This is a genomic window from Snodgrassella gandavensis (assembly GCF_914768025.1).
In the GTDB taxonomy this organism is placed as follows: domain Bacteria; phylum Pseudomonadota; class Gammaproteobacteria; order Burkholderiales; family Neisseriaceae; genus Snodgrassella; species Snodgrassella gandavensis.
Genome location: NZ_CAJZCE010000009.1, coordinates 1 through 25852, shown reverse-complemented (window position 1 = coordinate 25852; position 25852 = coordinate 1). Strand labels below are relative to the sequence as shown.

General features: G+C 48.2%; 22 protein-coding genes. 20 read left to right on the top strand and 2 right to left on the bottom strand.

Annotation, left to right across the window (positions count from 1 at the left end):
* Nucleotides 1-26: 26 nt before the first annotated feature.
* Together hslU and MJ764_RS07555 are read left to right on the top strand one after the other, a co-directional pair.
* On the top strand, nucleotides 27-1364 hold the full coding sequence (gene hslU, locus MJ764_RS07560) for an ATP-dependent protease ATPase subunit HslU (RefSeq protein WP_239325980.1): 1338 nt from the start codon (nucleotides 27-29) through the stop codon (nucleotides 1362-1364).
* A gap of 84 nt (nucleotides 1365-1448) precedes the next feature.
* On the top strand, nucleotides 1449-2039 hold the full coding sequence (locus MJ764_RS07555; RefSeq protein ID WP_239325979.1) for a biotin transporter BioY: 591 nt from the start codon (nucleotides 1449-1451) through the stop codon (nucleotides 2037-2039).
* A 103-nt stretch (nucleotides 2040-2142) separates the two neighbouring features.
* Here MJ764_RS07555 and MJ764_RS07550 read toward each other — a convergent pair whose 3' ends face one another.
* Nucleotides 2143-2481, bottom strand: coding sequence for a P-II family nitrogen regulator (locus MJ764_RS07550; protein ID WP_239325978.1), 339 nt, complete (start codon nucleotides 2479-2481; stop codon nucleotides 2143-2145).
* Nucleotides 2482-2647: 166 nt separating this feature from the next.
* Between MJ764_RS07550 and purL the strand changes: the two genes are divergently transcribed.
* From purL to MJ764_RS07470, 16 genes are all read left to right on the top strand, one after another.
* Nucleotides 2648-6583, top strand: coding sequence for a phosphoribosylformylglycinamidine synthase (gene purL, locus MJ764_RS07545; protein WP_239325977.1), 3936 nt, complete (start codon nucleotides 2648-2650; stop codon nucleotides 6581-6583).
* A 19-nt stretch (nucleotides 6584-6602) separates the two neighbouring features.
* Nucleotides 6603-7109 carry an S-ribosylhomocysteine lyase gene (gene luxS / locus MJ764_RS07540; protein WP_239325976.1) on the top strand — a complete coding sequence of 169 codons (507 nt, stop codon included), beginning with the start codon at nucleotides 6603-6605 and terminating at the stop codon, nucleotides 7107-7109.
* A gap of 387 nt (nucleotides 7110-7496) precedes the next feature.
* Complete coding sequence (gene nrdA / locus MJ764_RS07535; RefSeq protein WP_239325975.1) at nucleotides 7497-9776, top strand: class 1a ribonucleoside-diphosphate reductase subunit alpha; 2280 nt, start codon at nucleotides 7497-7499, stop codon at nucleotides 9774-9776.
* 95 nt (nucleotides 9777-9871) lie between these two features.
* On the top strand, nucleotides 9872-11005 hold the full coding sequence (gene nrdB, locus MJ764_RS07530) for a class Ia ribonucleoside-diphosphate reductase subunit beta (RefSeq protein WP_239326038.1): 1134 nt from the start codon (nucleotides 9872-9874) through the stop codon (nucleotides 11003-11005).
* A gap of 61 nt (nucleotides 11006-11066) precedes the next feature.
* Nucleotides 11067-11384, top strand: coding sequence for a class I ribonucleotide reductase maintenance protein YfaE (yfaE, locus tag MJ764_RS07525; RefSeq protein WP_239325974.1), 318 nt, complete (start codon nucleotides 11067-11069; stop codon nucleotides 11382-11384).
* A gap of 74 nt (nucleotides 11385-11458) precedes the next feature.
* Nucleotides 11459-12190, top strand: a complete 732-nt coding sequence (locus tag MJ764_RS07520) for a pyridoxine 5'-phosphate synthase (RefSeq protein WP_239325973.1) — start codon at nucleotides 11459-11461, stop codon at nucleotides 12188-12190.
* A gap of 23 nt (nucleotides 12191-12213) precedes the next feature.
* Nucleotides 12214-12600, top strand: coding sequence for a holo-ACP synthase (gene acpS, locus MJ764_RS07515; protein ID WP_239325972.1), 387 nt, complete (start codon nucleotides 12214-12216; stop codon nucleotides 12598-12600).
* Entirely contained in the window at nucleotides 12597-13385 is a 789-nt protein-coding gene (locus tag MJ764_RS07510) for an NUDIX domain-containing protein (RefSeq protein ID WP_239325971.1), read from the top strand. The genes acpS and MJ764_RS07510 overlap by 4 nt, the downstream gene beginning before the upstream one ends.
* A gap of 93 nt (nucleotides 13386-13478) precedes the next feature.
* The gene (locus MJ764_RS07505; RefSeq protein ID WP_239325970.1) at nucleotides 13479-13919 is read left to right on the top strand and encodes a hypothetical protein; all 441 of its coding nucleotides are present in this window, start codon (nucleotides 13479-13481) and stop codon (nucleotides 13917-13919) included.
* Nucleotides 13920-14003: 84 nt separating this feature from the next.
* Nucleotides 14004-14294 (top strand): accessory factor UbiK family protein, encoded by a 291-nt coding sequence (locus MJ764_RS07500; RefSeq protein WP_239325969.1) that lies wholly within the window; start codon nucleotides 14004-14006, stop codon nucleotides 14292-14294.
* Nucleotides 14295-14305: 11 nt separating this feature from the next.
* On the top strand, nucleotides 14306-15802 hold the full coding sequence (locus MJ764_RS07495) for a YifB family Mg chelatase-like AAA ATPase (protein ID WP_239325968.1): 1497 nt from the start codon (nucleotides 14306-14308) through the stop codon (nucleotides 15800-15802).
* A gap of 98 nt (nucleotides 15803-15900) precedes the next feature.
* A complete protein-coding gene (locus tag MJ764_RS07490; RefSeq protein ID WP_239325967.1) occupies nucleotides 15901-16608 on the top strand; it encodes an SPOR domain-containing protein in 708 nt (235 codons plus the stop codon).
* Nucleotides 16609-16641: 33 nt separating this feature from the next.
* Entirely contained in the window at nucleotides 16642-17337 is a 696-nt protein-coding gene (locus tag MJ764_RS07485) for a thiol:disulfide interchange protein DsbA/DsbL (RefSeq protein WP_239325966.1), read from the top strand.
* Between the two features lie 108 nt (nucleotides 17338-17445).
* On the top strand, nucleotides 17446-18264 hold the full coding sequence (locus tag MJ764_RS07480; protein ID WP_239325965.1) for an undecaprenyl-diphosphate phosphatase: 819 nt from the start codon (nucleotides 17446-17448) through the stop codon (nucleotides 18262-18264).
* Nucleotides 18265-18415: 151 nt separating this feature from the next.
* On the top strand, nucleotides 18416-19567 hold the full coding sequence (locus MJ764_RS07475; RefSeq protein WP_239325964.1) for an ATP phosphoribosyltransferase regulatory subunit: 1152 nt from the start codon (nucleotides 18416-18418) through the stop codon (nucleotides 19565-19567).
* A gap of 36 nt (nucleotides 19568-19603) precedes the next feature.
* Nucleotides 19604-20896 carry an adenylosuccinate synthase gene (locus tag MJ764_RS07470; protein ID WP_239325963.1) on the top strand — a complete coding sequence of 431 codons (1293 nt, stop codon included), beginning with the start codon at nucleotides 19604-19606 and terminating at the stop codon, nucleotides 20894-20896.
* 205 nt (nucleotides 20897-21101) lie between these two features.
* Here MJ764_RS07470 and MJ764_RS07465 read toward each other — a convergent pair whose 3' ends face one another.
* Entirely contained in the window at nucleotides 21102-22244 is a 1143-nt protein-coding gene (locus MJ764_RS07465) for a D-alanyl-D-alanine carboxypeptidase family protein (protein ID WP_239325962.1), read from the bottom strand.
* A gap of 202 nt (nucleotides 22245-22446) precedes the next feature.
* On the opposite strand from MJ764_RS07465, the gene ilvA reads away from it, so the two are divergent.
* Together ilvA and MJ764_RS07455 are read left to right on the top strand one after the other, a co-directional pair.
* On the top strand, nucleotides 22447-23982 hold the full coding sequence (ilvA, locus tag MJ764_RS07460; RefSeq protein WP_239325961.1) for a threonine ammonia-lyase, biosynthetic: 1536 nt from the start codon (nucleotides 22447-22449) through the stop codon (nucleotides 23980-23982).
* Between the two features lie 592 nt (nucleotides 23983-24574).
* Nucleotides 24575-25852: two-partner secretion domain-containing protein (locus MJ764_RS07455; RefSeq protein ID WP_239325960.1), on the top strand; the 1278-nt coding region annotated here is incomplete at its 3' end.

Here is a 25852-nt window from a genome sequence, read left to right as displayed (position 1 = left end):
CGGTCAAACCTCAAGATTGGAACAAGATGAGTACAGCAGTAATGACCCCGAGCGAAATCGTTCATGAACTGGATAAACATATTATCGGCCAGACTCAGGCCAAACGTGCGGTAGCAGTAGCACTCAGAAACCGTTACCGGCGCAGTCGTGTTACCGAACCATTACAAAGTGAAATTGTCCCGAAAAACATTCTGATGATTGGCCCTACCGGCGTGGGTAAAACTGAGATTGCGCGCCGTCTTGCTCGTCTGGCCAATGCACCGTTTATCAAGATAGAAGCTACTAAATTTACTGAAGTAGGCTACGTTGGCCGCGATGTGGACAGCATTATTCGCGACCTGATTGAAATTGCGCTGAAAAACATTCGTAGCCAGACAATCGCTAAAAATCGCGACCGTGCACAAGATGCTGCCGAAAACCGCATTCTGGATGCCCTACTGCCACCACCACGCAGCGTAGGTTTTGCTGGCGAACCACAGGAAGCACAACCAGAAAATCACACCCGGCAAAAATTCCGCCAGATGTTACGTAAAGGCGAACTGGATGATAAAGAAATTGAAATCGAAGTCGCCGCGTCTCCTTCTCCAACCATGTCAGTAATGGGCCCCCCGGGAATGGAAGACTTTACCAATCAGTTGCAGGACATGTTCAGCAGTATGGGACAGGGTAAAACCAAGGCGCAGAAAATGAAAGTAAGTGCTGCCATGAAACTGTTGCTGGATGAAGAAGCAGCCAAACTGGTAAGTGAAGAAGAATTACGCGAGCAGGCCATTAAAGCAGTTGAGCAAAACGGTATTGTATTTCTGGATGAAATCGACAAAATCGCTACAGATAACAACCGTCATGGCGGAGATGTGTCGCGTCAGGGTGTGCAACGTGATCTGTTACCGCTGGTTGAAGGCACAACAGTACAAACCAAGTATGGCATGATTAAAACTGACCATATCCTGTTTATTGCTTCTGGCGCATTCCATCTCAATCGCCCGAGTGACCTGATCCCAGAATTACAGGGACGCTTCCCGATCAGAGTTGAGCTGGATAACCTGAGTGTGGATGACTTCAAGGCCATCCTCACCACCACACATGCCAATCTAACTGAGCAATATACTGCCCTACTGGCTACTGATGACGTCAATCTGCAATTTACTGATGACGGTATCGCCCGTATTGCCGAAATTGCATTTCAGGTCAATGAAAAAACAGAAAATATTGGCGCACGTCGCTTGCATACTGTTATGGAAAAACTGCTCGAAGAAGTTTCCTTCGAAGCTCCTGCCGGTGACATAGCCATAAATGCGGCTTATGTAGATGCACGATTGCAGGATATTGCTGAACGTGAAGACTTGGCTCGCTACGTACTGTAACCTAATATTCAAGCGGCTTCGGCCGCTTTTTTATTTGTCTGCCGTGTGTCTTTTCACCTAATTTTATTCTGTTTAAGGCTTTCCATGAATTCCACATTATTGCGTCCCTATCAGCCTTATCTGCTGCAATACTGTTCTTTAGTCCAATGGCAACGCAAATTACTGGCAACCACAGCCGCACCACTGATAATGGCCTTATCAGCCAATATCAGCATTCCCCTGCAACCTGTGCCTTTATCTCTGCAATCTCTGGCTGTTTTACTGATTGGCGCCGGTCTGGGGCGCAGACTTGCCGTATTGGCCATGCTTGAGTATTTAATATTGGGTGCTTGCGGCCTGCCTTTTTTTGCCGGAGGCCATGGCGGGATAAATGTCCTGACATCGGCTTCTGCCGGCTATCTGTATGGATTTGTTGTCAGTGCCTATATAGCAGGCATGGCGGCGGAAAGAGGTTACGACCGGCATTTTCTTAGCGGACTGTGTGCCTTTGCCCTTGCTCACCAGATTATATTTGTCTTTGGGGTTGCCTATCTGGCCCTCTATCTGCACACTGATATCTATCAAGCCCTGCAACTGGGCTATCTGCCATTTGCCGGCTTTGATTTACTCAAATTTTTTATTGCCACTGTGATGATGCTGGGACTGTGGCATCGCTCAGCGCCCAAACGGCATTAATATTTCATAGGCACAGAAAAACCGTCTGAATACAATTGATTGATACATTAAAGTATTCTATTCTAGTTGCATTCAGACGGTATAGTGTTAATCTGGCTTGCGTTTAAATTGCCGACTCATTCTGCTCACCAGTACGAATGCGCACCGCCTCTTCCACCGGTAATACAAAAATTTTACCATCGCCGATTTTGCCAGAGTGAGCAGCAGCCACAATGACTTCAATTGCCTGCTCTACTCTCTCATCAGGCAATACCAGTTCGATTTTCACCTTGGGTAAAAAATCTACCGCATATTCGGCACCACGATAAATTTCCGTATGCCCTTTTTGGCGTCCAAAACCTTTGACCTCAGATACAGTCATTCCACTAAAACCTACATCAGACAAGGCCTCACGTACATCATCTAGCTTAAACGGTTTAACGATTGCTTCAATCTTTTTCATATCAGCACTTCCCTTTTTACTGTATCCATACAATTAAAAACTACCATATCCTTATCTGAAACTCAAACCACTCCTACCCGACAACATAAAATCAAGCATAACACCTGTTTTTCGCGTAAAATTGCGCCTCTGCCCAAACCCACTATCGAAGTGAGCTACCCCCATCATGTCAGTTGTACTGTCACTATGCGGCGAGGCCGCACTTTCCCCCTTTCGCATTGAAAAACTATTACAGCAGGCTGCAAAACTGCAACTAGACTGCAATATTCAGATAAACAGCGAATTTCGCTATTTCGTGGCTTCAGCAACCGCACTCAATTCAGACAATCAGCAAAAATTACTTGAACTGTTGCGTGCCACGCACCTGAACAGCAATACTGTGCCCGATACCCAGCTACTGGTTATCCCACGTTTAGGAACCATTTCACCTTGGGCATCCAAAGCCACCAATATTGCTCACAATTGTGGCCTTACCATGATTGAACGCATCGAACGCGGCATTCTGTATACCTTTTCGCGCCAGCTTAGTCAGCAAGAACAAGATAGCTGGCAGGCAATATTGCATGACCGCATGACTGAAAGCGTACTTGCTGCTGTTGCAGATGCAGCACAACTGTTTCACGCTACAGCAGCGCAGAGTTTTGCCTGTATCGATGTACTGGCAGAAGGTAAATGCGCGCTGGAAACGGCAAACCAGCAAATGGGGCTGGCATTATCCGCAGATGAGATAGACTATCTGGTGGAAAATTATCAGCAGCTTCAACGCAATCCTACAGATGTAGAACTGATGATGTTTGCTCAGGCAAACTCCGAACATTGCCGCCACAAGATTTTTAATGCCAAATTTATCATTGATGATGAAGCCAAACCCAATTCCCTGTTTGGCATGATTCGTGCCACTCATCAGGCTCATCCCGAAGGCACACTAGTAGCTTATAAAGACAATTCTTCCATTATTGCCGGTGCCAATATTGAACGCTTCTATCCTCAGGCGAATCAACAACAGCAATATCGGTTTAAGGCAGAAGAAACCCATATTCTGATGAAAGTGGAAACCCATAATCACCCTACTGCGATTGCACCTTTTGCCGGTGCGGCTACTGGTTCCGGAGGCGAAATCCGTGATGAAGGCGCAACAGGCAAAGGAGCACGCCCCAAAGCGGGTTTAAGTGGTTTCAGCGTTTCCAATCTTTCCATACCCGAATTTATCCAGCCATGGGAACAATATACTGCTACCCGTAATCAGTATGGCAAACCGGCACACATCAGCAGTGCACTGGATATCATGCTGGACGGCCCGATTGGCAGTGCGGCCTTTAATAATGAATTTGGCCGTCCCAATCTTCTCGGTTATTTCCGCACCTTCGAAGAATTATTCAGCGGTACCATGCGTGGCTTTCATAAACCCATCATGATAGCCGGCGGACTGGGTAATATTCAGGCACAGCAAGTTTTCAAAGACAATATTCCTACCGGAGCATTACTCATTCAGCTCGGTGGCCCCGGCTTGCTAATCGGTCTGGGTGGAGGAGCTGCATCCAGTATGAGTACCGGAGCCAATCATGCCGATCTGGATTTTGACTCAGTACAACGCGGCAATCCAGAGATTGAGCGTCGCGCCCAGGAAGTTATCGATCGCTGCTGGCAACTGGGTACAGACAATCCGATTATTTCCATTCATGATGTCGGTGCTGGTGGTTTATCCAATGCCTTTCCGGAACTGGTAAACGATGCCGGCCGTGGGGCTGTGTTTCAGTTACGTCAGATACCACTGGAAGAACATGGCCTCAATCCACTGCAAATCTGGTGTAATGAAGCGCAGGAACGCTATGTATTAGCCATACTGCCAGAAAATCTGGAAATTTTTCAGGCTATCTGCCAACGTGAACGCTGTCCGTTCGCCGTTGTTGGCACCGCTACAGATGACGGACAATTACAGCTGCGTGATGACTTGTTTAACAACAATCCGGTGGATATCCCACTGGACGTATTACTGGGCAAGCCCCCCAAAGTTACCCGTAGCGACTATACCATTAACGAAGAAATCGCCCCCTTTGATGGCAGCAAACTGGACATTCGTGAAAGTCTTTACCGGGTATTACGTCTGCCAACAGTAGCCAGCAAGCAGTTTCTGATTACCATTGGTGACCGCAGTGTTGGCGGCCTTACCCACCGAGACCAGATGGTTGGACGTTTCCAGACACCGGTGGCAGACGTCGCGGTTACCAAAATGGGCTTTAATAGCCTGCTTGGTGAAGCCATGAGTATGGGTGAGAAATCACCTCTGGCTTTATTTTCCGGTGCAGCATCTGGACGCATGGCCGTTGGCGAGGCATTAACCAACATCGCCGCTGCCGACATCGGCACACTGGGCAAGATTAAACTTTCTGCCAACTGGATGGCTGCCTGTGGTTTTGCTGGTGAAGATGCACGTCTGTATGAAACAGTAGAAGCTGTATCTGAGCTATGCCAGAAATTGCAACTAAGTATTCCCGTTGGCAAAGATTCCTTGTCAATGCAAACAATCTGGCATGATACCGGCGAAGAAAAAAGAGTGGTATCACCGCTGTCTGCGGTTATCACTGCTTTTGCACCGGTAAACAATGTTTGCCATACCGTCACGCCCGAACTACAGAATATTGCGGACACTACCCTGCTGGCCATCGACCTTGGGCAGGGCTGTAGCCGCATGGGTGGCAGTGCCCTGCAACAGGTATGGAAAAACCTCAGTGGCCGTGCACCTGATGTAAATACACCCGCACTACTGGCTGATTTTTTCCAGCTCATACAATCGTTAATCCGCGCACAGAAAATTCTGGCGTATCATGACCGCAGCGATGGTGGTCTGGTGGTGACACTGGCAGAAATGATGTTTGCCGCCCATATAGGCGTAACCATTAACATCGCCTCACTTATCCAGCAAACCAACCTGCACAGCCACAACCAGAAGCTACAGGACGCGGCTGTGCGTAGCCTCTTTACTGAAGAGCTGGGTGCCGTGATTCAGGTACACAATGCAGATGTTGCCAGTATTCAAGCGGCCTTTGCTGCGGCCGGCATGGCTGATACACTGCATATTCTTGGGCACATCAACACCACCGACCGATTAATGGTTCATCACGGTAACACAGTTCTACTCAATGAGAATCGGGTAGACTTGCAAAAGAGCTGGAGTGAAACCAGTTATCACATGCAACGCTTACGCGATAACCCATGCTGTGCCGACAGTGAATTTGCCTTACTGGAACAGGAACGCTTAGCCGGATTATTTGCCGAATTAAGTTTTAACCCTGCCGAAGATATTGCTTTGCCCTATATTCATCGTGGTGAGCAACCTAAAGTAGCTATCCTGCGTGAACAGGGCGTAAACGGACAGCAGGAAATGGCAGCCGCATTCACACGTGCCGGCTTTGCTGCCCATGATGTGCACATGAGCGATTTGCTGGCCGGACGGGTAACACTGAAAGATTTTCATCTGCTGGCGGCCTGCGGTGGTTTCAGTTATGGCGATGTACTCGGTGCTGGTGAAGGCTGGGCCAAAAGCATTTTATTTAACCAGCAGCTTCGGCAACAGTTTGCTGAATTCTTTGCCCGTCAGGATACGCTAACTCTGGGAGTGTGCAATGGTTGCCAGATGCTCAGCAATCTGGCTGAGATTATCCCGGGTACAGATACATGGCCACGTTTCCACCGCAATAATTCCGAACAGTTTGAAGCACGCCTGAGTATGGTTACCGTCCCCGCCTCACCATCATTAATTCTGGCGGATATGGTTGGCAGCAGCTTGCCAGTTGTAGTAAGCCATGGTGAAGGACGGGCAGACTTTACCCATTTATCCGAAAACAGCGTGCCGTCAGAGCTGGCCATTGCGCTACAATATGTGGACGGCCATAATCAGGTAACGGATATGTATCCGCTCAACCCGAATGGTTCTCCCGCCGGTATTGCTGGTGTCAGCAGTCAGGATGGTCGTGTCACCATCATGATGCCGCATCCGGAACGAGTATTTCAGACAGCACAAATGAGCTGGGCTCCACGAGACTGGCCGGAAATGTCTGGCTGGTACCGGCTGTTTGCCAGTGCCCGGAAAGTTTTAGGCTAACAACTACCAAGGAATCATCATGCCATTACTGGATAGTTTTACTGTAGACCATACCCGCATGCATGCACCAGCAGTGCGTGTAGCCAAAAACATGACAACGCCCAAAGGGGACGACATCACCGTGTTTGATTTGCGTTTCTGCAAACCCAATCAGACCATTCTGCCAGAAAAAGGCATGCATACACTCGAACATTTATTTGCTGGTTTTATGCGCAACCACCTTAACAGCGACAAAGTGGAAATAATCGACATTTCCCCCATGGGCTGTCGCACCGGCTTTTACATGAGCCTGATAGGAACACCTGATGAAGCCACAGTGGCCAAGGCCTGGGCAGCGGCCATGCAGGATGTGCTTGCCGTAGCCGACCAGAATCACATACCCGAACTGAACCGTTATCAGTGTGGCAGCTACACCATGCATTCGCTTGAAGAAGCCCAAGCTATTGCTCAAAAGGTACTGGACAGCCAGATTAGCATTAATTACAACAATGACTTAAAACTAGATGAGTCACTATTGCAACACTAGAGCCCAGTATCTGTAATTACTGTCTAAAATTAAGTGACAGCCCTGCCAAGCTTATATTTTAGGCAGTATATCTTTTTCCCAGTAAATGTAGCCAGATACAGCGCAGATTTATCCCCCGATATAAAAAAACTAATAAAACTGAAAAATTAATAATTTTTTTTACTGTTTCATTCAAAATGAGACAAATCAAACCAAACTGTTTGTGAATCAACAAAAATCATTACACCGCTTAACCCACCCATTATGAAGAAGCGGATATAGTCAGTTTTGACAAGTCTTTTTTTTAGAGCAAAAAACCAGTATATTGTGTTCAGAATAACAGTTGACCACTACATTTTGTGTCGTCACTGTTTTTTTCTGCTTTACTTGTGCTAGAAAGAATCACTCATGAATGCGGTAGCCAATCTCAAAGTAACCAAACGTAACGGAAGTTTGGAAGACATCAATCTGGATAAAATTCATAAAGTTGTTACCTGGGCGGCAGAGGGGCTGGATAATGTATCCGTATCTCAGGTAGAAATGCGCTCACACATCCAGTTTTACAATGGTATTCGCACAGATGACATTCACGAAACCATTATCAAGGCCGCAGCCGACCTGATATCTACCGAAACACCAGACTATCAGTATCTGGCTGCCCGTCTGGCTATCTTCCACTTACGCAAAATTGCTTTTGGCCGGTTTGAACCGCCACATCTGTATGACCACGTAACCAGCCTGACTGAATCAGGTAAATACGATGAACACATATTACAGGATTATTCACGGGCTGAGTTTGATCAACTGAATGCCTGCATTGACCATAATCGCGACCTAACATTTTCCTACGCAGCAGTCAAACAACTTGAAGGCAAATATCTGGTACAAAACCGAGTTACCAGACAAATCTTTGAAAGCCCACAGTTTTTATATATGCTAGTAGCGATGTGTCTGTTTGCCCGCTATCCGCAGACAAGCCGACTGGAATATGTAAAAAAATTCTATCACGCCATCAGCACCTTCAAAATTTCCCTGCCCACACCAATTATGTCTGGTGTGCGCACACCAACACGCCAGTTTTCTTCCTGCGTGCTGATTGAATGCGATGACAGCCTTGACAGCATCAATGCCACCACCAGCTCGATTGTCAAATATGTATCCCAGCGAGCCGGCATTGGTATTAACGCTGGCCGTATTCGCGCCCTAGGCAGCGAAATACGCGGTGGTGAAGCCCAACACACCGGCTGCATCCCGTTTTATAAAATGTTTCAGGCGGCGGTTAAATCATGCTCACAAGGAGGTGTACGCGGCGGAGCAGCCACCCTGTTCTATCCCTTATGGCATCTGGAAGTAGAAAATCTGCTGGTACTGAAAAACAACCGTGGCGTGGAAGAAAACCGTGTCCGTCATCTGGATTACGGCGTACAGATTAACCGCCTGCTGTATACCCGCCTGATTAAAGGTGAAAACATCAGCCTGTTTTCACCCTCAGAAGTACCGGGGCTGTATGACGCATTTTTTGCTGATCAGGACGAATTTGAACGCCTTTATGTCTTATACGAAAAAGACAGCAGCATTACCCGTCGCAGCATTCCTGCTGTTGACCTGTTCTCACTGTTAATGCAGGAACGCGCCGGTACCGGACGTATATATATCCAGAATGTCGACCACTGCAATACCCACAGTCCGTTTGATCCCAAACTGGCACCGGTGCGCCAGTCCAACCTGTGTCTGGAAATTGCCCTGCCCACCCGTCCACTGAACGACATCAATGACCCGGATGGAGAAATTGCCCTGTGTACCCTGTCGGCATTCAATCTGGGCGCACTGGAAAATCTGGAAGAGCTAGAAGAGCTGGCCGAGCTCGCTACTCGTGCTCTGGATGCCTTACTGGATTATCAGAACTATCCCATCAAGGCTGCCGAACTGGCCACCATGAACCGGCGTACACTAGGTATCGGGGTTATCAACTTTGCTTACTATCTGGCCAAAAACGGCGTGAAATACAGTGATGGTTCAGCCATCGGCCTTACCCACCGTACATTTGAGGCCATCCAGTATTACCTACTCAAAGCATCGGTCAAATTGGCAAAAGAGCTGGGTGCCTGTCCTAAATTCAGCGACACCACCTATGCACAAGGCTTACTACCAATTGATACCTACAAAAAAGATTTGGACAAAATCTGTCAGGAACCACTACATCTGGACTGGGAAGCCTTGCGTGCCGATATCGTCAAACATGGCCTGCGCAACTCCACCCTAACAGCACTGATGCCTTCAGAAACATCCAGCCAGATTGCCAATGCTACCAATGGTATTGAGCCCCCGCGCGGACTGGTATCCGTAAAAGCATCCAAAGACGGCATTCTCAAACAGGTTGTGCCAGAATTTGAACGCCTACAGCACCAGTATGAGCTGCTGTGGGACATGCCAAACAATGAAGGCTACCTACATCTAGTGGGTATTATGCAGAAATTCATCGACCAATCGATATCAGCCAATACCAACTACGACCCACAACGCTTTGAAGGACAAAAAGTCCCGATGAAACAACTAATCAAGGACTTGTTGACAGCCTATAAATTCGGCCTGAAAACCTTGTATTACCAGAATACCCGTGATGGTGCCGACGACATGCAAACCAGCATTCAGGATGACGGCTGTGCCAGCGGTGCCTGCAAAATCTGATTCCCCAAGGGTGCTCAAGCACCCTTTTATTCCCCTATTCCCCATCTACGTCAATTTGAATAAAGAGTATCGCCATGGCCTGTGAGCATCTGTCAATGAACTACAGCACATTCTGTCAAAAACCGAATAATGCCCTGACAGAACCTATGTTCTTCGGTCAGCCCGTCAATGTAGCCCGTTATGATCAGCAAAAATTTGATATTTTTGAAAAACTGATTGAAAAGCAATTATCCTTCTTCTGGCGCCCAGAAGAAGTGGACGTATCGCGCGACCGCATCGACTATGCCAACTTACCCGAACATGAAAAACACATCTTTATCAGCAATCTGAAATACCAGACCCTGCTTGATTCCATACAGGGCCGTAGTCCTAATGTTGCCTTACTGCCTCTGGTATCCATTCCCGAGCTGGAAACCTGGATTGAAACCTGGTCGTTTTCCGAGACTATTCATTCACGCAGCTATACCCATATCATTCGCAATATCGTCAACGACCCGTCCATCGTATTTGATGACATCGTACAAAACAAACACATCATTGCCCGTGCCGAAGAAATTGCCTGTTACTACGATGATTTAATCGAATATACCCAATACTACAACTTACAGGGCGTAGGCAAACACCAGATTAACGGCAAAATCGTAGAAATCAGCCTGCATGAGCTGAAGAAAAAACTCTACCTGTGCCTAATGTGTGTCAACGTGCTCGAAGCAATCCGTTTTTATGTGTCATTTGCCTGCTCTTTTGCTTTTGCCGAACGCGAGCTAATGGAAGGCAATGCCAAAATCATCAAACTGATTGCCCGCGATGAGGCTTTGCACCTCACCGGCACGCAGCAAATACTCAACCTGATGCGTACAGGTGCAGATGATCCCGAAATGGCTCAGATTGCGGCAGAAACCGAAGAAGAATGCTTCCAGCTCTTCCACCGCGCTGCCATGCAGGAAAAAGACTGGGCTGAATACCTATTTAAAGACGGATCCATGATTGGCCTGAATAAAGACATTCTTGGCCAGTATGTCGAATACATCACCAACCTGCGCATGCAGGCTGTAGGTTTACCTCCTGCTTTTGAGCATGCCAAGCAAAACCCGATTCCTTGGATTAATGCCTGGCTGTCTTCAGACAATGTACAGGTCGCACCACAGGAAGTCGAAGTCAGCTCATATCTGGTTGGCCAGATTGATGCCGAGCTGAATGAAGACGACTTAAGCGATTTTGAACTTTAAATCCGTACCATCCAGTCTGGCGAAAACCACAAACACTAACCGGAATGCAGCAACGCTGAAAATGAGCCTAATCACCACCTGCGACAAAACGTTTACCCTGCAACAGGATGAAACCCTGTTAGAAGGGCTGGAACGCACCGGACACGAAGTTGAATACCAGTGTCGCAGTGGTTATTGCGGCTCCTGCCGCCTCAAACTGCTTTCCGGACAAGTGAGTTATCCAGAGCAGCCACTAGCCTTTATCGCGCCGGGTGAAATACTGCCCTGCTGCTGTCAGACAGACAGCGATGTGCATCTGGACTGCCATCTCAGAAGCGACGCCCCAGAGCATAATCCTGATCTTTTTGATAACGATTTATTTGCAGCAAAACAAAGTTAAATCAGTTTATCTTTACAGCCGGGCAAGGGTAAAGTATCGTGACATATCATTTAACCAGCATTAGGTAAAAGCTTATGCTACTTGGCGTAAACATAGACCACGTTGCAACTGTGCGTAATGCCCGCGGCAGTATTTATCCCAGCCCACTGGAGGCCGCACTCTTAGCCGAAACGCATGGTGCTGATCTGATTACCATGCATCTGCGCGAAGATCGGCGTCATATTCGTGATGCTGATGTATTCGCTGTCAAAAACGCCATTAGCACCCGCCTCAATCTCGAAATGGCGCTTACCCCAGAGATGTTGGATAACGCGCTGTCCGTTCAGCCAGCCGATGTATGCATCGTTCCAGAAAAACGACAGGAAATCACCACCGAAGGTGGGCTGGATGTGCTGTCACAGCAGGACAAAGTAGCAGAATATACCCAGAAACTAACTGCTGCCGGCATTCGCGTATCACTGTTTATCGACGCTGACAGCCGGCAAATACAGGCCTGTCATGAAGTCGGCGCATCAGTCATCGAACTGCATACCGGTGCCTACGCCGAGGCCGCAGACACACAGCAGCGTCAGCAGCAACTGGCTCGCATCGAAGATGCCGCTCATCAGGCCAGCGAAATGGGCATAATCGTCAATGCCGGACATGGACTGAATATTCATAATGTCGCCCCCATTGCCAAAATTCTGGCCATTCATGAACTCAATATCGGCCATGCATTGATTGCCCAAGCCATTTTCATCGGATTGCCCCAAGCCATTGAACAAATGAAAACCGCCATTTTTCGTGCGCGCAGCATTCCTTATTAATCTTTACCAGCAAAAGGAAAAAAATGATTTACGGCATAGGTACAGACTTAGTAAAAATTGACCGCATCGCCAAAATGTGTAAAACCTACGGAGCCAATGCCGTGGCTGAAAAAATGCTGTCACGGATCGAAGCACTGGAATGGCCTTCAGCCAATCAGCCTGTCGAGTTTCTGGCCAAACGTTTTGCAGCCAAAGAAGCTTTTGCCAAAGCCGTACATACCGGTTTGCGCAGCCCAGTTACTCTACGTAACATCGGTATTGGTCACAATGAATTGGGTCGTCCTGAATTTATTGTTGAAAAGCCTTTGGCACAATGGCTCAAGCAAAAAAATATCGGGCGTATCCACCTGAGTCTAACTGATGAAGACAATCATATCGTGGCCTTTGCTGTAGCCGAGTATGCTCAATGAGTGATAACAGCCTGATTGAAGTTGTTGCCGGCGTTCTTTATAACCAGCAAGGTGAATTTCTGCTCAGCTCGCGCCCGGCAGGCAAAGCCTATGCTGGCTACTGGGAATTTGCCGGCGGTAAAGTTGAAGCAAATGAAAGCCGTCTGGCCGCATTACAGCGCGAATTTGCCGAAGAGCTGGGCATAGAAATCACCACAGCCACCCCATGGCTAACCAAAATTCACCATTACGAACATGCCCATGTTCACCTGCATTTTTATCGCATTGCTGCCAGCCAGTGGCATGGACAATTAACCGCACGTGAACAGCAAAGCTGGCGCTGGCAAAAACCGGGCAATCTCACAGTTGCACCTATGTTGCCGGCAAACGCGCCTATTCTGGCTGCATTAGCCATTCCCACCAACATGAGAGGCCATTCAAATACAGGCTTTCATACCGCAACACCACAACAACCAGCATTACAGATACTGCCCTATCAGCCCGGTATAGCTACAACAACAGTTGTTTATGTACCAGCCGGCCAACTGCTGCAACTGACAAACCAGCATCCCACAGCCAACATCTGGGCTGTCTGTCATAACCGTGAACAGTGGCTACAGGCACAAACAGCGGCAGCTATTATCTGGCCTGTAGCCAGCAGTGAAGACATCCAGCTACTCCTTACCCTGTTACAGCAACATCCCTCTGGCGTACCAATTATGGCTTTACTACAAAAATCCAGCCAGCCTGTGGCCCAGCCCGACTGGTTTTCACTAGGCGTGCATGGCATCATTCAGGAGCAATAATAGTCAACGTCAGCCTGTGCCTTTATCCATCATATTCTGCCCGACAACTACCAAACACTGACTCCTTAACTTACACTACCGCCTGCCAACACCATGACTCAGCCTGCCAAAAATTCAACCGCCGTCATCATCGGCCTACTTATCTTTATCATAGCTGTCCCCAGCATCATTGGCATTGTTCTTTGGCAAAACAGCCGTACAAATGCACAAAGTACACTTAGCAAGTGTGACGTGCGCACTGGTTGTGTACTGCCCGGTGGCGCAGTAATCCAATTTACCCCACCGGCAGATATTACCAAACCCTTTGACATCAGCATGCGGCAGGTACCGGCATCGATACAGCGAATCAGCATCCATTTCACCATGCGCAATATGGATCTAGGCTTTAACCGTACCGATTTCAAACCTCAGGGACAAGGCATCTGGATGGCACATCATGCCGTACTGCCAGTATGTGTTGACGAACGCAACGATTTTCTCGGCGATTTAACCCTTGACGGCAAGCACTACAATATTGTGTTTTCTGCTCCCTGAACAACACATAAGCATTGCATTACCAACTGTTTCACCCGTACAATCACAGACATTGATTACCTTGCTATCAAAAGGATTCAGGTCATGCTCAGCAAAAAAATTTTTGACGACATCAGCGATAAACTCAGTGATACCATCAGCAACAGCCCCATCAAAGACATGGAGAAAAATGTCAAATCCATGCTTGGCAGTGCTTTCAACCGGATGGATCTGATTACACGCGAAGAATTTGATATTCAGCAGCAGGTGTTACTGAAAACCAGAGAGAAACTGGCCGAGCTGGAAACACGGGTAATTGCGCTGGAAGCATTGCTGGCACAAAACAGCAACAACCCTGCTTCTGCACCAGAGAACAATACCGATTCGCCTGCCTGAGGAATCAACCCATGTCATGGGCAGTTGTTTATAGTCGTGCCCTGACTGGCATGGCAGCACCACTGGTAGAAGTAGAAGCTCATCTGGCCAATGGCCTGCCTGCATTCAGTATCGTTGGCTTACCGGATACCGAAGTCAAGGAAAGCCGGGATCGGGTAAGGGCTGCCATTATTCAGTCTGGTTTCGATTTTCCGGCCAAAAAAATTACCGTTAATCTGGCACCGGCTGATCTGCCCAAAGAATCAGGTCGGTTTGACCTACCAATAGCCATCGGCATACTGGCAGCCTCCGGCCAGATAGACTGCACCACTCTGCATCAGTATGAGCTGGCCGGAGAACTCGGCCTATCCGGCCAAATCAGGCCAATCCGTGGTGCCATCGCCATGGCAGAAGCTGCTCGGCAACATCAGCGTGCCTTTATTCTGCCACAAGACAACGCTTTTCAAACCGCCTTACTACCGCAAACATGCGTATATGGAGCCTGCACATTGGCTGCTGTAGCTGCCCATCTCAACCAGCAGCAATTACTTAGTGCCGTAGAGGCACAACACCTGCAACAGCAACCGGCCGAAACAGCCTATCCCGATATGGCAGATGTGCGCGGACAGCAAACAGCCAGACTGGCACTAGAAATAGCCGCAGCCGGTGGTCACAGCTTATTGATGTCAGGACCACCGGGAACAGGCAAATCCATGCTGGCGCAGCGCCTGCCCGGTATATTACCTCCGTTAACCACAACAGAACTGGTAAGCGTCTGGTCTTTACAGTCACTTTTACCGCACGGGCAACAACAATACCAGCAAATACGGCCATTTCGCTCCCCTCATCACAGCACCTCAGCCGTTGCGCTGGTAGGCGGCGGTTCCGATCCCCGACCTGGTGAAATTTCTTTAGCGCATCACGGCATTTTGTTTCTGGATGAGCTGCCTGAATTTGACCGCAAAGTACTCGAAGTACTGCGGGAGCCACTGGAAAGTGGCGAAATTCACATTTCCCGTGCCGCACGTCAGGCTACCTATCCAGCCAAATTTCAGCTTGTAGCCGCAATGAATCCCTGCCCATGTGGTTATCTTGGGCATCCGGTCAAGCCATGCCGCTGCACACCGGAAGCCATATCCCGTTACCGAGATAAAATTTCCGGCCCCCTGCTCGACCGCATAGACCTCATTATCGACGTACCCAGCTTACCGGCCAGTGATTTAATACAACAAGCTAATGGCGAAAACAGCAGCAGTATTCGTGAGCGTGTCAACGCAGCCCGCGCGCGCCAATATCAGCGTCAGGGTAAAATCAACGCACAATTAAGCAACCGTGAACTAGACAATATCGCCCGAATCAGCACCGAGGCCAAGCAGACTCTGGCCAGTGCCATGGAAAAACTGTCCCTGTCAGCACGCAGCTTTCATCGCATTTTGCGTATTGCCCGTACACTGGCGGATATGGCGGATACTCATGACGTTGAAACCAGCCACATTTTGCGCGCCATAAGTTTCCGCCGTGCTTTATAATATCAACAGGGCAAAAAATGGGCGTCATACCCATATGGATAACAATCCGGTCCTGAACAGATTTTGCCGTATACAATGCCAACATAAAGGCTTTCAACATGCATATAAACACACCTCTTCGTCAGGCAGGTAAAGGGCTCGTCAGCTTTATCGTCGGTTTGCTGATTGCAACCATCGTTATTGCTGGCATCCTGTTCTACCTGAACAAAAGCAAGTCCGACTTCAAAACGCCTACCAACTCTGCAGCTTCTGCGCCGCCACCGCCAGAAATACTCACACCAAATGGTGCTTCACCAACCCAACCATTTATACCTGATACCTCTGCACCTACAGTCACAGCCAGTGCACCAGTTGCCTCACAGCCGGTTAACATGGGTGGCATCGAAGACGAGGTCATTGACGAAGTCATTACAAACCACTCACACACACACCAGCCAACCGAACCGCATAAAAACCCAGACAAAACACCCCAAAAAGCGCCGGCTGCACCCAAACATGCACATGTCACCCCAGAACAGATACTCAATAACGGCAGTCTGGAAAAAGCCCAGCAAGCTGCAGAAAAACAACATACTGACGGTACCGTCTATCTGCAAATCGGTTCCTTTAACAATCACACCGATGCCGATGCACAACGCGCCAAACTGGTAATGCTTGGCATCAACAGCAGCGTACACAGTGCCAAAGTCAACGGTACAACCAAATACCGTGTTCAGACCGATCGCCTGACTCAGAATCAGGCTCGCGAAATTAAAAAAACCTTGCAACAACACAATATCGACAGCCTGACCAGAGCAGCATCCTGAGTCAGCCAGCTTTCATGAGAACAGGGAATCAACATGCTTAAAAAAATCATTACCCTCATGGCCACCACACTGGCATTCGCCAGTGGTTTGGTACAGGCAGCATTAGTTAACGTAGACTACATCGTACTCGACAAACCCATTCCACAACTGCACAACAACAAAATTGAAGTGCTGGAATTTTTCTCCTATAGCTGTATCCACTGCTCACATCTCGAACCATACATGCTCAAGGAAATGAAATCCTTCGCCCCCGATACCTATCTACGCCCAGTGCACGTAGTGTGGGATGATAGTGTCTACTACAACCTGGCTCGCGTCGCCGCAGCAGTAAACAGTACCGGAATGAAATTACAGGCAGACCCGCCAATTTTTGATGCCATCTTTAACAAACACATCGAATTATGGCGGCCTGAGGTATTCAACAAATGGGCAGTACAGCAAACTACATTTGATGGTCAAAAACTTGTCAAAGCCTACAACAGTCTGGAAAACGCTGCTGCGGCTACCAGCATGCGCAAATTGAGTGAAAAATACGACATCCAGTCCACACCAATTGTTATCGTTGGCGGCAAATACCAACTTAAATTTCCGCGAGGATTTGAAGCGGGAATGAAAACATTAAATGAATTAATTGAAAAAGTACGCAATGAGAATAGCACAGGTGCTGCAACTACACGTAAACTACCCAAAAGCATAGGTGCCTCACTGGCTGCTTCTGCAAATCGATAGATTTCAATCTACAACTAAAACAATAGTGTGTTTACCCCTAAACACACTATTGTTTTGCTGTTTTGCGTAACAATCATGGCATCAATACACAAAGCACAGTAAATAAAAATGGATATTATCTTATTTCTAAAAGCCCTGATACTGGGCATCGTCGAAGGCCTAACCGAATTTTTGCCTGTTTCCAGTACTGGCCATCTGATTGTTGTCGGCAACCTGCTCAAATTCCAGACCACAGGCGAAGTATTCGACATCACCATTCAGCTAGGGGCAATCCTTGCTATTGTTTTTGAATACAAACATCGCTTTGCCCATATCATCACCCATATCGGCAAAGAGCCTGCCACCAACCGCTTTGTTCTCAATCTGGCCATCGCCTTTATTCCCGCAGCCATCATGGGATTACTGTTCAGCGAACAAATCAAACACTACCTGTTTAACCCCATCACCGTAGCTACCGCCCTCGTCATCGGCGGTCTGCTCATTCTCTGGATCGAAAAACGCCAGAGAAGCATCGCACCCAAAGTCACAAGCGTAGAAGAAATGCGTCCGCGCGATGCACTGGTAGTGGGGCTGGCACAAATTCTAGCCCTGATTCCCGGCACCTCTCGCTCCGGCAGCACCATTATGGGCGGCATGCTGTGGGGTATTGAGCGCAAAGCAGCCACAGAATTTTCCTTTTTTCTGGCCGTACCAGTAATGATTGCCGCCACCGGTTACGACATGCTCAAGCATCTGAATGAATTTACCCGGGATGATTTACTCCTGATTGCAATTGGTTTTGTAGCAGCATTTCTATCCGCACTCATAGCCGTTAAAGCATTGCTGCGTTTTGTGGCTCACAAAAACTATATTCCCTTCGCCTGGTACCGGATTATATTTGGCGGCATCATTTTGCTTACCTGGGCTACAGGCTGGGTAAAATGGTAATCCAGCCATAATTGTCACTGGTATAAAAACGTTAAATTGTGATAAAGTGATGTTGTAACAAATTTCAGGCATAGCATTCACCTGCCTTTTCATGTCCACGTCACACTGTTCCAATAAGTTCAGTGTGGCTTGTATTTTGTGAGGAATCCCAATGCAGTCTTGGCAATTGCCCGCATACATTGCCGACATTCTTCCTTCTGCGGCGCGCCAGCTAGAAAGCGCCAAAGAACAACTGTTAGCACTTTATCGCGTTCACGGCTACGAATTTGTCAGCCCTCCTCTACTTGAATACAGCCAGTCCTTACTTACCCGTATCGATGAAGGTCTGTCCCTGAAAACCATCCGCGTTGTCGACCAGCTCAGTGGCCGTCAGCTTGGGCTACGTGCAGATATCACCCCACAAGTTGCCCGCATTGATGCCCATCTGCTTTCAGCCAATAGCGGCGTGAACCGCTTGTGCTATGCCGGTTCGGTACTGCATGCACGCCCCGATGGCTTCTTAAGCACACGTGAACCTTTACAGATTGGTGCAGAACTATACGGCCATGCCGGCATTGAAGCAGACATTGAACTGATTGATTTAATGCTGAAAAGCCTGGCAATCGTCAACGTACCAGAGCCAACCCTGTCATTGGGTCACATAGGAATATTTCATGCACTGGCCAAAGCAGCCAGTCTGGAAGCACAACAGGCAACCACCCTATTGCAGCTCATGCAAGCTAAAGACGCCGCCGCTGTACAGCAATGTGTACAGCAATGGCAGCTTCCAGAACAATGGATTAATGCATTCGTCGCATTACCCACACTATATGGCACCCAAAAAGTATTGCAAACTGCCATAGCCACATTGCCCGACTTACCAGAAATACAGCAGGCATTACAGCAACTACAGCAAATCTGCACCGCTTTTGCCAACTACAATATATTTATCGATTTAAGCGAACTGCGAGTAGACAACTACCATACCGGATTGCTGTTTGCCGCCTACAGTGAAGACTGGCCAGATGCACTGGCACGTGGTGGCCGCTATGATGGTCTGGGTAAATACTTCGGCCGCAGCCGCCCCGCTTCCGGTTTCAGCTTCGACTTACGTGATTTAATCGGGCATCTGCCTCCAGTAGAAAAACTGCGCGGTATAAAAGTCAGCGTGCACGATGCCACCGCTGCAAAAAACGAAATAGAGCAACTGCGTTCAGCCGGTGAGTGCGTCATCATCGACTACACGCCTGAATGCAACAATGTCAAAGGATGTGACCGCCAGCTAGTATGGCAAAACCAGCAATGGCAGCTAATTCCTTTGTAGCAATAATTAACCCTTAGTATGAGCAGGTAAAACCATATGGCAAAAAACGTCGTCGTTGTCGGCACCCAGTGGGGTGATGAAGGCAAAGGTAAAATTGTAGACTGGCTAACAGAGCGAGCCTCCGGCGTAGTACGCTATCAGGGCGGGCATAATGCAGGCCATACCTTGGTAGTGAATGGCAAAAAAACCGTCTTACGACTGATTCCCAGCGGCATTCTGCATACTGGCAAACGTTGTTTTATTGGTTCCGGCGTTGTTGTATCACCTGAAGCCTTACTCAGCGAAATGGCAGAATTACAGCAGGCTGGTATTGATGTAACCAAACAGCTTACCATTGCCCCAACCTGTCCACTGATTCTGCCCTACCACATAGCACTGGATCATGCCCGCGAAGCAGCCAAAGGCGATAAAAAAATTGGGACAACCGGCCGCGGTATTGGCCCGGCCTATGAAGACAAAATTGCTCGGCGTGCAGTACGCGTCATGGATCTATTCCAGCCAGATGTATTACAGCAAAAAATCAAAGATGCTGTAACCATCTATAACTGCCAGCTCACCGGCCTGTATGGTCAGCAAGCACTGGATGCTGAACAAATCTATCAACAAACTCTGGAACTGGCCGAACAGATACGCCCCATGGTTGGGGACGTTTCCCGCGAGCTGAACGACATGAATGCCCGTGGCGAATCTCTACTGTTTGAAGGTGCACAGGGTACATTCCTTGATATCGATTACGGCACCTACCCTTATGTTACCTCTTCTAACTGCATTGCCGGTGCCGCAGCCGTTGGTTCAGGTGTAGGCCCCACCAAACTCGATTACGTACTGGGCATTGTTAAAGCCTATACTACCCGTGTCGGCTCCGGCCCATTCCCAACCGAGCTTTTTGACAGCGTAGGCGAAGGTCTGGCACAACGTGGTAACGAATTTGGTGCAGTAACCGGGCGCCCGCGTCGCTGCGGCTGGTTTGATGCAGCACTAATGAAACGCTCCATTCAAGTCAATGGCATCTCCGGCTTATGTCTCACCAAACTGGACGTCATGGATGGCATGGACAGCATCAACATCTGTGTAGGCTATGATTACAACGGCGAAAAAACAGATATTCTGCCCTGTGGTTCAGATGCCGTGTCTGCCTGCACCCCCATCTACGAAACCATGCCAGGCTGGCAGGAAAGCACCTACGGTTTGAAATCATATAATGCCTTACCGGATAATGCCAAAGCCTATCTGAAACGCATTGAAGAAATCTGCGGCGCTCCGATTGCCATGATTTCTACCGGTCCAGACCGTGAAGAAACCATTTTACTGCAACACCCGTACGAATAATTAATGCAAAAAAAAGAAACCCATCTACAGATGGGTTTCTTTTTAAATAAAATTCATCCAAAACCGTAATATATACCATTTAACCGTTTACCAACCCAATCCATATCACTGACAAGCTGAATCAGTCACAGTAACCCAAATCAGCAAGCACCTCAGGCCGGCCGGAAATATCAACCTACTTACTTGTCTGCATCACAGAGTAACATCAGCTAAAAAGACTGCGCCACCACAAAGACACAGCATCCAGCCAGCGGCTAAACCAGCCGGCCTCACCTACATCATCCAGTGCTACCACATCCTGCTGCGCAACTACCTGCTTACCAAGCAGCAATTTCAACGTACCCATACCCTGCCCTTTACGCACCGGCGCTACCACCGGCTGCACCGCTTCCAATTCAATTGACAACTGCTGTGTCCCATTAGATGGCAAAGTAACATAAGCATCACGCAAAAAACCCACAGCTACCTTACCATACGCCCCCTTATAAACAGCGATATCTGCCACCTTGTGGCTGGCAGGATACACTCTGGCTGTATTAAAAGAAGTCAACGCCCAGCTCAATAACTTACTGCCTTCAGCCGCTCTAGCCTCACTGCTATCCGCACCTACCAGTACCGCAATAACCCTACGCTCATTGCGCTTACTACTCACCGCCAGATTGTAACCGCCATTAATAGTATAACCCACCGCCAACCCATCCACCTGATCATCCCGGAACAACAGCAAATTACGGTTTAACTGAGTAATCCCATTATAAGAAAATGACTTTTTAGCAAACCAACCCTGATATTGAGGAAAATCGCGCACCAATGCCTGTGCCAGCAGCAACAAATCACCCACACTGCTATATTGCCCTTCTGCCGGCAAGCCTGTGCAATTAACAAAATGGGTATTTTCCAGCCCCATTTTCTGTGCTTCCGCATTCATACGCCGTACAAACGCCTTCTCTCCCCCGCTAACCGCTTCAGCCAACGTAATCGCTGCATCATTGGCAGAAACAACCAGCATACCTTGCACCACCGTTTCAACATTTACCGCTACACCCTGCTGTAAAAACATGCGGCTACCATCCGTGTGCCAGCCAGCAGTTGAAATCTTCAGCGGTTGCTGCGCTTTCAACTTACCACTATGCAAAGCATCAAAAACCAAATAAGCAGTCATCAGCTTTGTCAAAGCTGCCGGCTCAATCCGCGCATCCTTATCCCGGCTGGCCAAAATCATGCCACTTTGCTCATCAGCCACCACATACGCAGCAGCATTGATTTCAGGCAAACTCACCGCCTGCGCTAATGGCAGAACACCCATCAGCAAAGCCGTATAGAACCAACGAAAAAAATTTCTCATCATATCTACTATCTAATTTAAATCCGGATTAACCCATATTAACCACATACTGTACCCATCATTATAAACAGTTGCCTACCCATAATAAGTCATATTGGCAAATTTACTTGCATAAAAAAAACAGCCGCGTTATCGTTAATTTTAGATTAATTCAGTTAAGCAGATAATCTGCATAATAAAATCAGGCTTTCTCTCACTACATACCATGAACAATCACGCAAACTACCTTACTCGTATTCTTACCGCCACTGTTTACGATGTGGCCATCGAAACTCCTCTCGATTATGCTGCCAACCTGTCCGACCGCCTGAACAACCACATCTGGCTGAAAAGAGAAGACCTACAACCCGTATTCTCCTTTAAAATCCGTGGTGCCTATAACAAAATGGCCAAACTGCAAAGCAGTGCCCTGAAAAAAGGCGTGATTACCGCATCTGCTGGCAATCACGCCCAAGGAGTAGCACTTTCAGCACAGAAACTAGGTTGCGAAGCTACCATCGTCATGCCCCAAACCACCCCACAAATAAAAATAGATGCCGTCAAAAAACGCGGTGGCAAAGTAGTACTGGCGGGAGAATCCTACAACGATGCCTACAACCATGCCATGCAGCTAGTTGCTCAAAGCGGCCTAACCTACATTCCGCCTTTTGATGACCCAGACGTAATTGCTGGCCAAGGTACCATCGGCATGGAAATACTGCGGCAGCATCCCAAACCAATAGACGCCGTTTTTGTCGCTATCGGCGGTGGCGGCCTCGCCGCCGGCATAGCAGCCTACATAAAAAACGTACGCCCTGAAATCAAAGTTATCGGCGTAGAAACCGAAGACGCCTGCGCCATGAAACAATCCATTGCCGCAGGCAAACGCATAGAATTGAAAGAAGTCGGCCTATTTGCCGATGGCACCGCCGTTAAACTAGTGGGTGAAGAAACGTTCGCCCTATGCCGAGACCTGCTTGACGACATCATCATAGTAGACACCGATAGCATCTGTGCCGCCATAAAAGATATATTCGATAATACCCGCAGCATAACCGAAACTTCCGGCGCACTGGCACTGGCCGGCCTGAAAGCCTATATTGGCCGTAATCAGTGCCAACATCAAAACCTGATAGCAGTAACCAGTGGCGCAAACATAAATTTTCACCAGCTACGCCACGTATCTGAGCGCTGTGAACTATCAGAAGGCCATGAAGGCATCTTTGCCGTTACCATTCCAGAAAAGCCGGGCAGTTTCCGCCACTTTATCGACTTAATTGGCAACAGAAGCATTACCGAATTTAACTATCGCTATGGCGACGACCACAAAGCCCATATCTTTGTCGGCATTCAAAGTAATGACATCGCTGACTTACAGCACATTGCACAAGAACTAAACAGCAATGGTCTGCCCACGCTCGATTTAACCCATAATGAAATGGCCAAACTGCACATCCGCTATATGGTAGGCGGACGCACCAGCAAAGTAGCCAACGAGCATCTGATAAGCTTTGAATTCCCCGAACGGCCAGGCGCATTAAGACGCTTTTTGCTTCATATGCAATCAGACTGGAACATCACCCTGTTTCACTATCGCAACCATGGCGCCGATTTCGGCCGCGTACTCGTGGGTTTGGACATTCCCCCAGCAGATACAGAAAAATTCCAGATTTTTCTGGATAATGTAGGCTACACCTATCAGGAACAAACCCACAATGCTGCTTATCACCTATTTCTGGGCGCGCCAGCAGATAAAAATTAATATCTTTATCTGAATTGTTCATGAGTAATACCATAACTGATTACCCCAATAACCGGTTTATTAACTAATAGTTGAAAAACCGGTTAGCACCATCAGTAGCTGGCTGGCCTCACAAACAAAAATCACATTGTTATTCATAGCATTAACCACCAACTCAAACCTGATTAATGCCCAAACTCATTACCCAGCATTACCTGACTCAGCCCCTCCTAGCCATACCCAATATCATATTTATATAGCATAATATCCAATATATTTTATCTATCTATATTAGCAAATTGTTAAGAAATAATAATAGTAAAGCATTAAAAGACTAATTATAATTATAGAATCTTTACAATCCTATCTTACCAACATGAATCAATATAGATATTTATTAGCATTGATTTAGCTTAAACAACCTGCCTATAAATATAGTTAACTTACCGTAAATACCACTTATTACACCCAGCCACTACCAACTTGTAGCACCACTAGCACAGAATTTTGCCGGTTAAACCAAAGTGTAATAATCCCACGTGAACTATAGGCAGTGTTAACAAAAAACCACACTCATCAGTCAGCATTTTAAATTATCAAAATAGGTATAAAAATGAACAAAAACCGCTACAAAGTCATCTACAACAAACACCGCGGACAAATGGTGGCCGTTGCCGAAAACACCACCAGCGCCGGCAAAACCAGTGCCGACCGCACCAGCAGCGGCAGCAACATCATCAATAGCCTAATGGCCAAACTCCCCCTATTAACCGGTTCCATCCTGCTTGGACTGGGTTTATGCGTATTGGTACAAAACAACGTCATAGCAGCCGAAATTCATGCCGACCCATCCGCCCCCAAAAACCAGCAGCCAACCATCCTGCCAAGTGCCAACGGCACCCCGCAGATCAACATCCGCACCCCGAGCAAACGCGGCGTCTCCATCAACCAATACCGGCAGATGGACATCGACCAAAAAGGCGCCATCCTCAACAACAGCCGCAAAAGCACCCAAACCCGTCAGGCTGGCTGGATACAGGGCAACCCGTGGTTAGCGTCTGGCGAAGCCCGCATCATCGTCAACCAGATTAACAGCAGCAATCCCAGCCAGCTTAACGGCTACATCGAAGTAGCCGGACGGCGTGCCGAAGTCATCATGGCCAATCCGGCCGGTATCAACATCAACGGTGGCGGCTTTATCAATGCTGCCGGCGTCACCTTAACTACCGGCAAACCCCAAATCAGCGATGGCCAAATCAACGGCATCCAAATCAACCAAGGCAACATCAGCATCAACGGCCAAGGCCTTGACAGCAGAGACAGCGATTACACCCACATCCTCAGCAAAGCCGCGCAAATCAACGCCGGCATCTGGGCTAATAACCTCAACATCATCAGCGGCAGCAACCACATTGATGCCGAAACTCAGCACATCACCCCCACCCAAAGCAACAGCGACACCAAGCCCAGCATCGCCATTGATACCGGCAAACTGGGTGGCATGTATGCCGGTAAAATCGTCCTGATCAGCAACGACAAAGGCGTTGGTATCAACAACGCCGGCCAAATCTTTGCCGGTGCTGGCGGCGTTACCATCAGCGCCGATGGTCATCTGGATAATAGCGGCAGCATCATCGCAGCCGACAACAGCACCAATGCAGCCGACAAAGCCGCCACCACCGTTAAAACCAACAGCATCAACAACAGCGGCACCCTTTCCAGTCAGGGCAAACTGCAACTACAGAGCCAGCAGCTGAGCAACAGCGGCCTGCTGACCAGTGCCGACGAAGTGCATATCCGCAACCAAAACAGCCTGAGCAACAGCGGCGAAATCAACGGTGGCCGCCTTGACATCATCAGCGGCAGCATCCACAACCACAATGGCAAAATC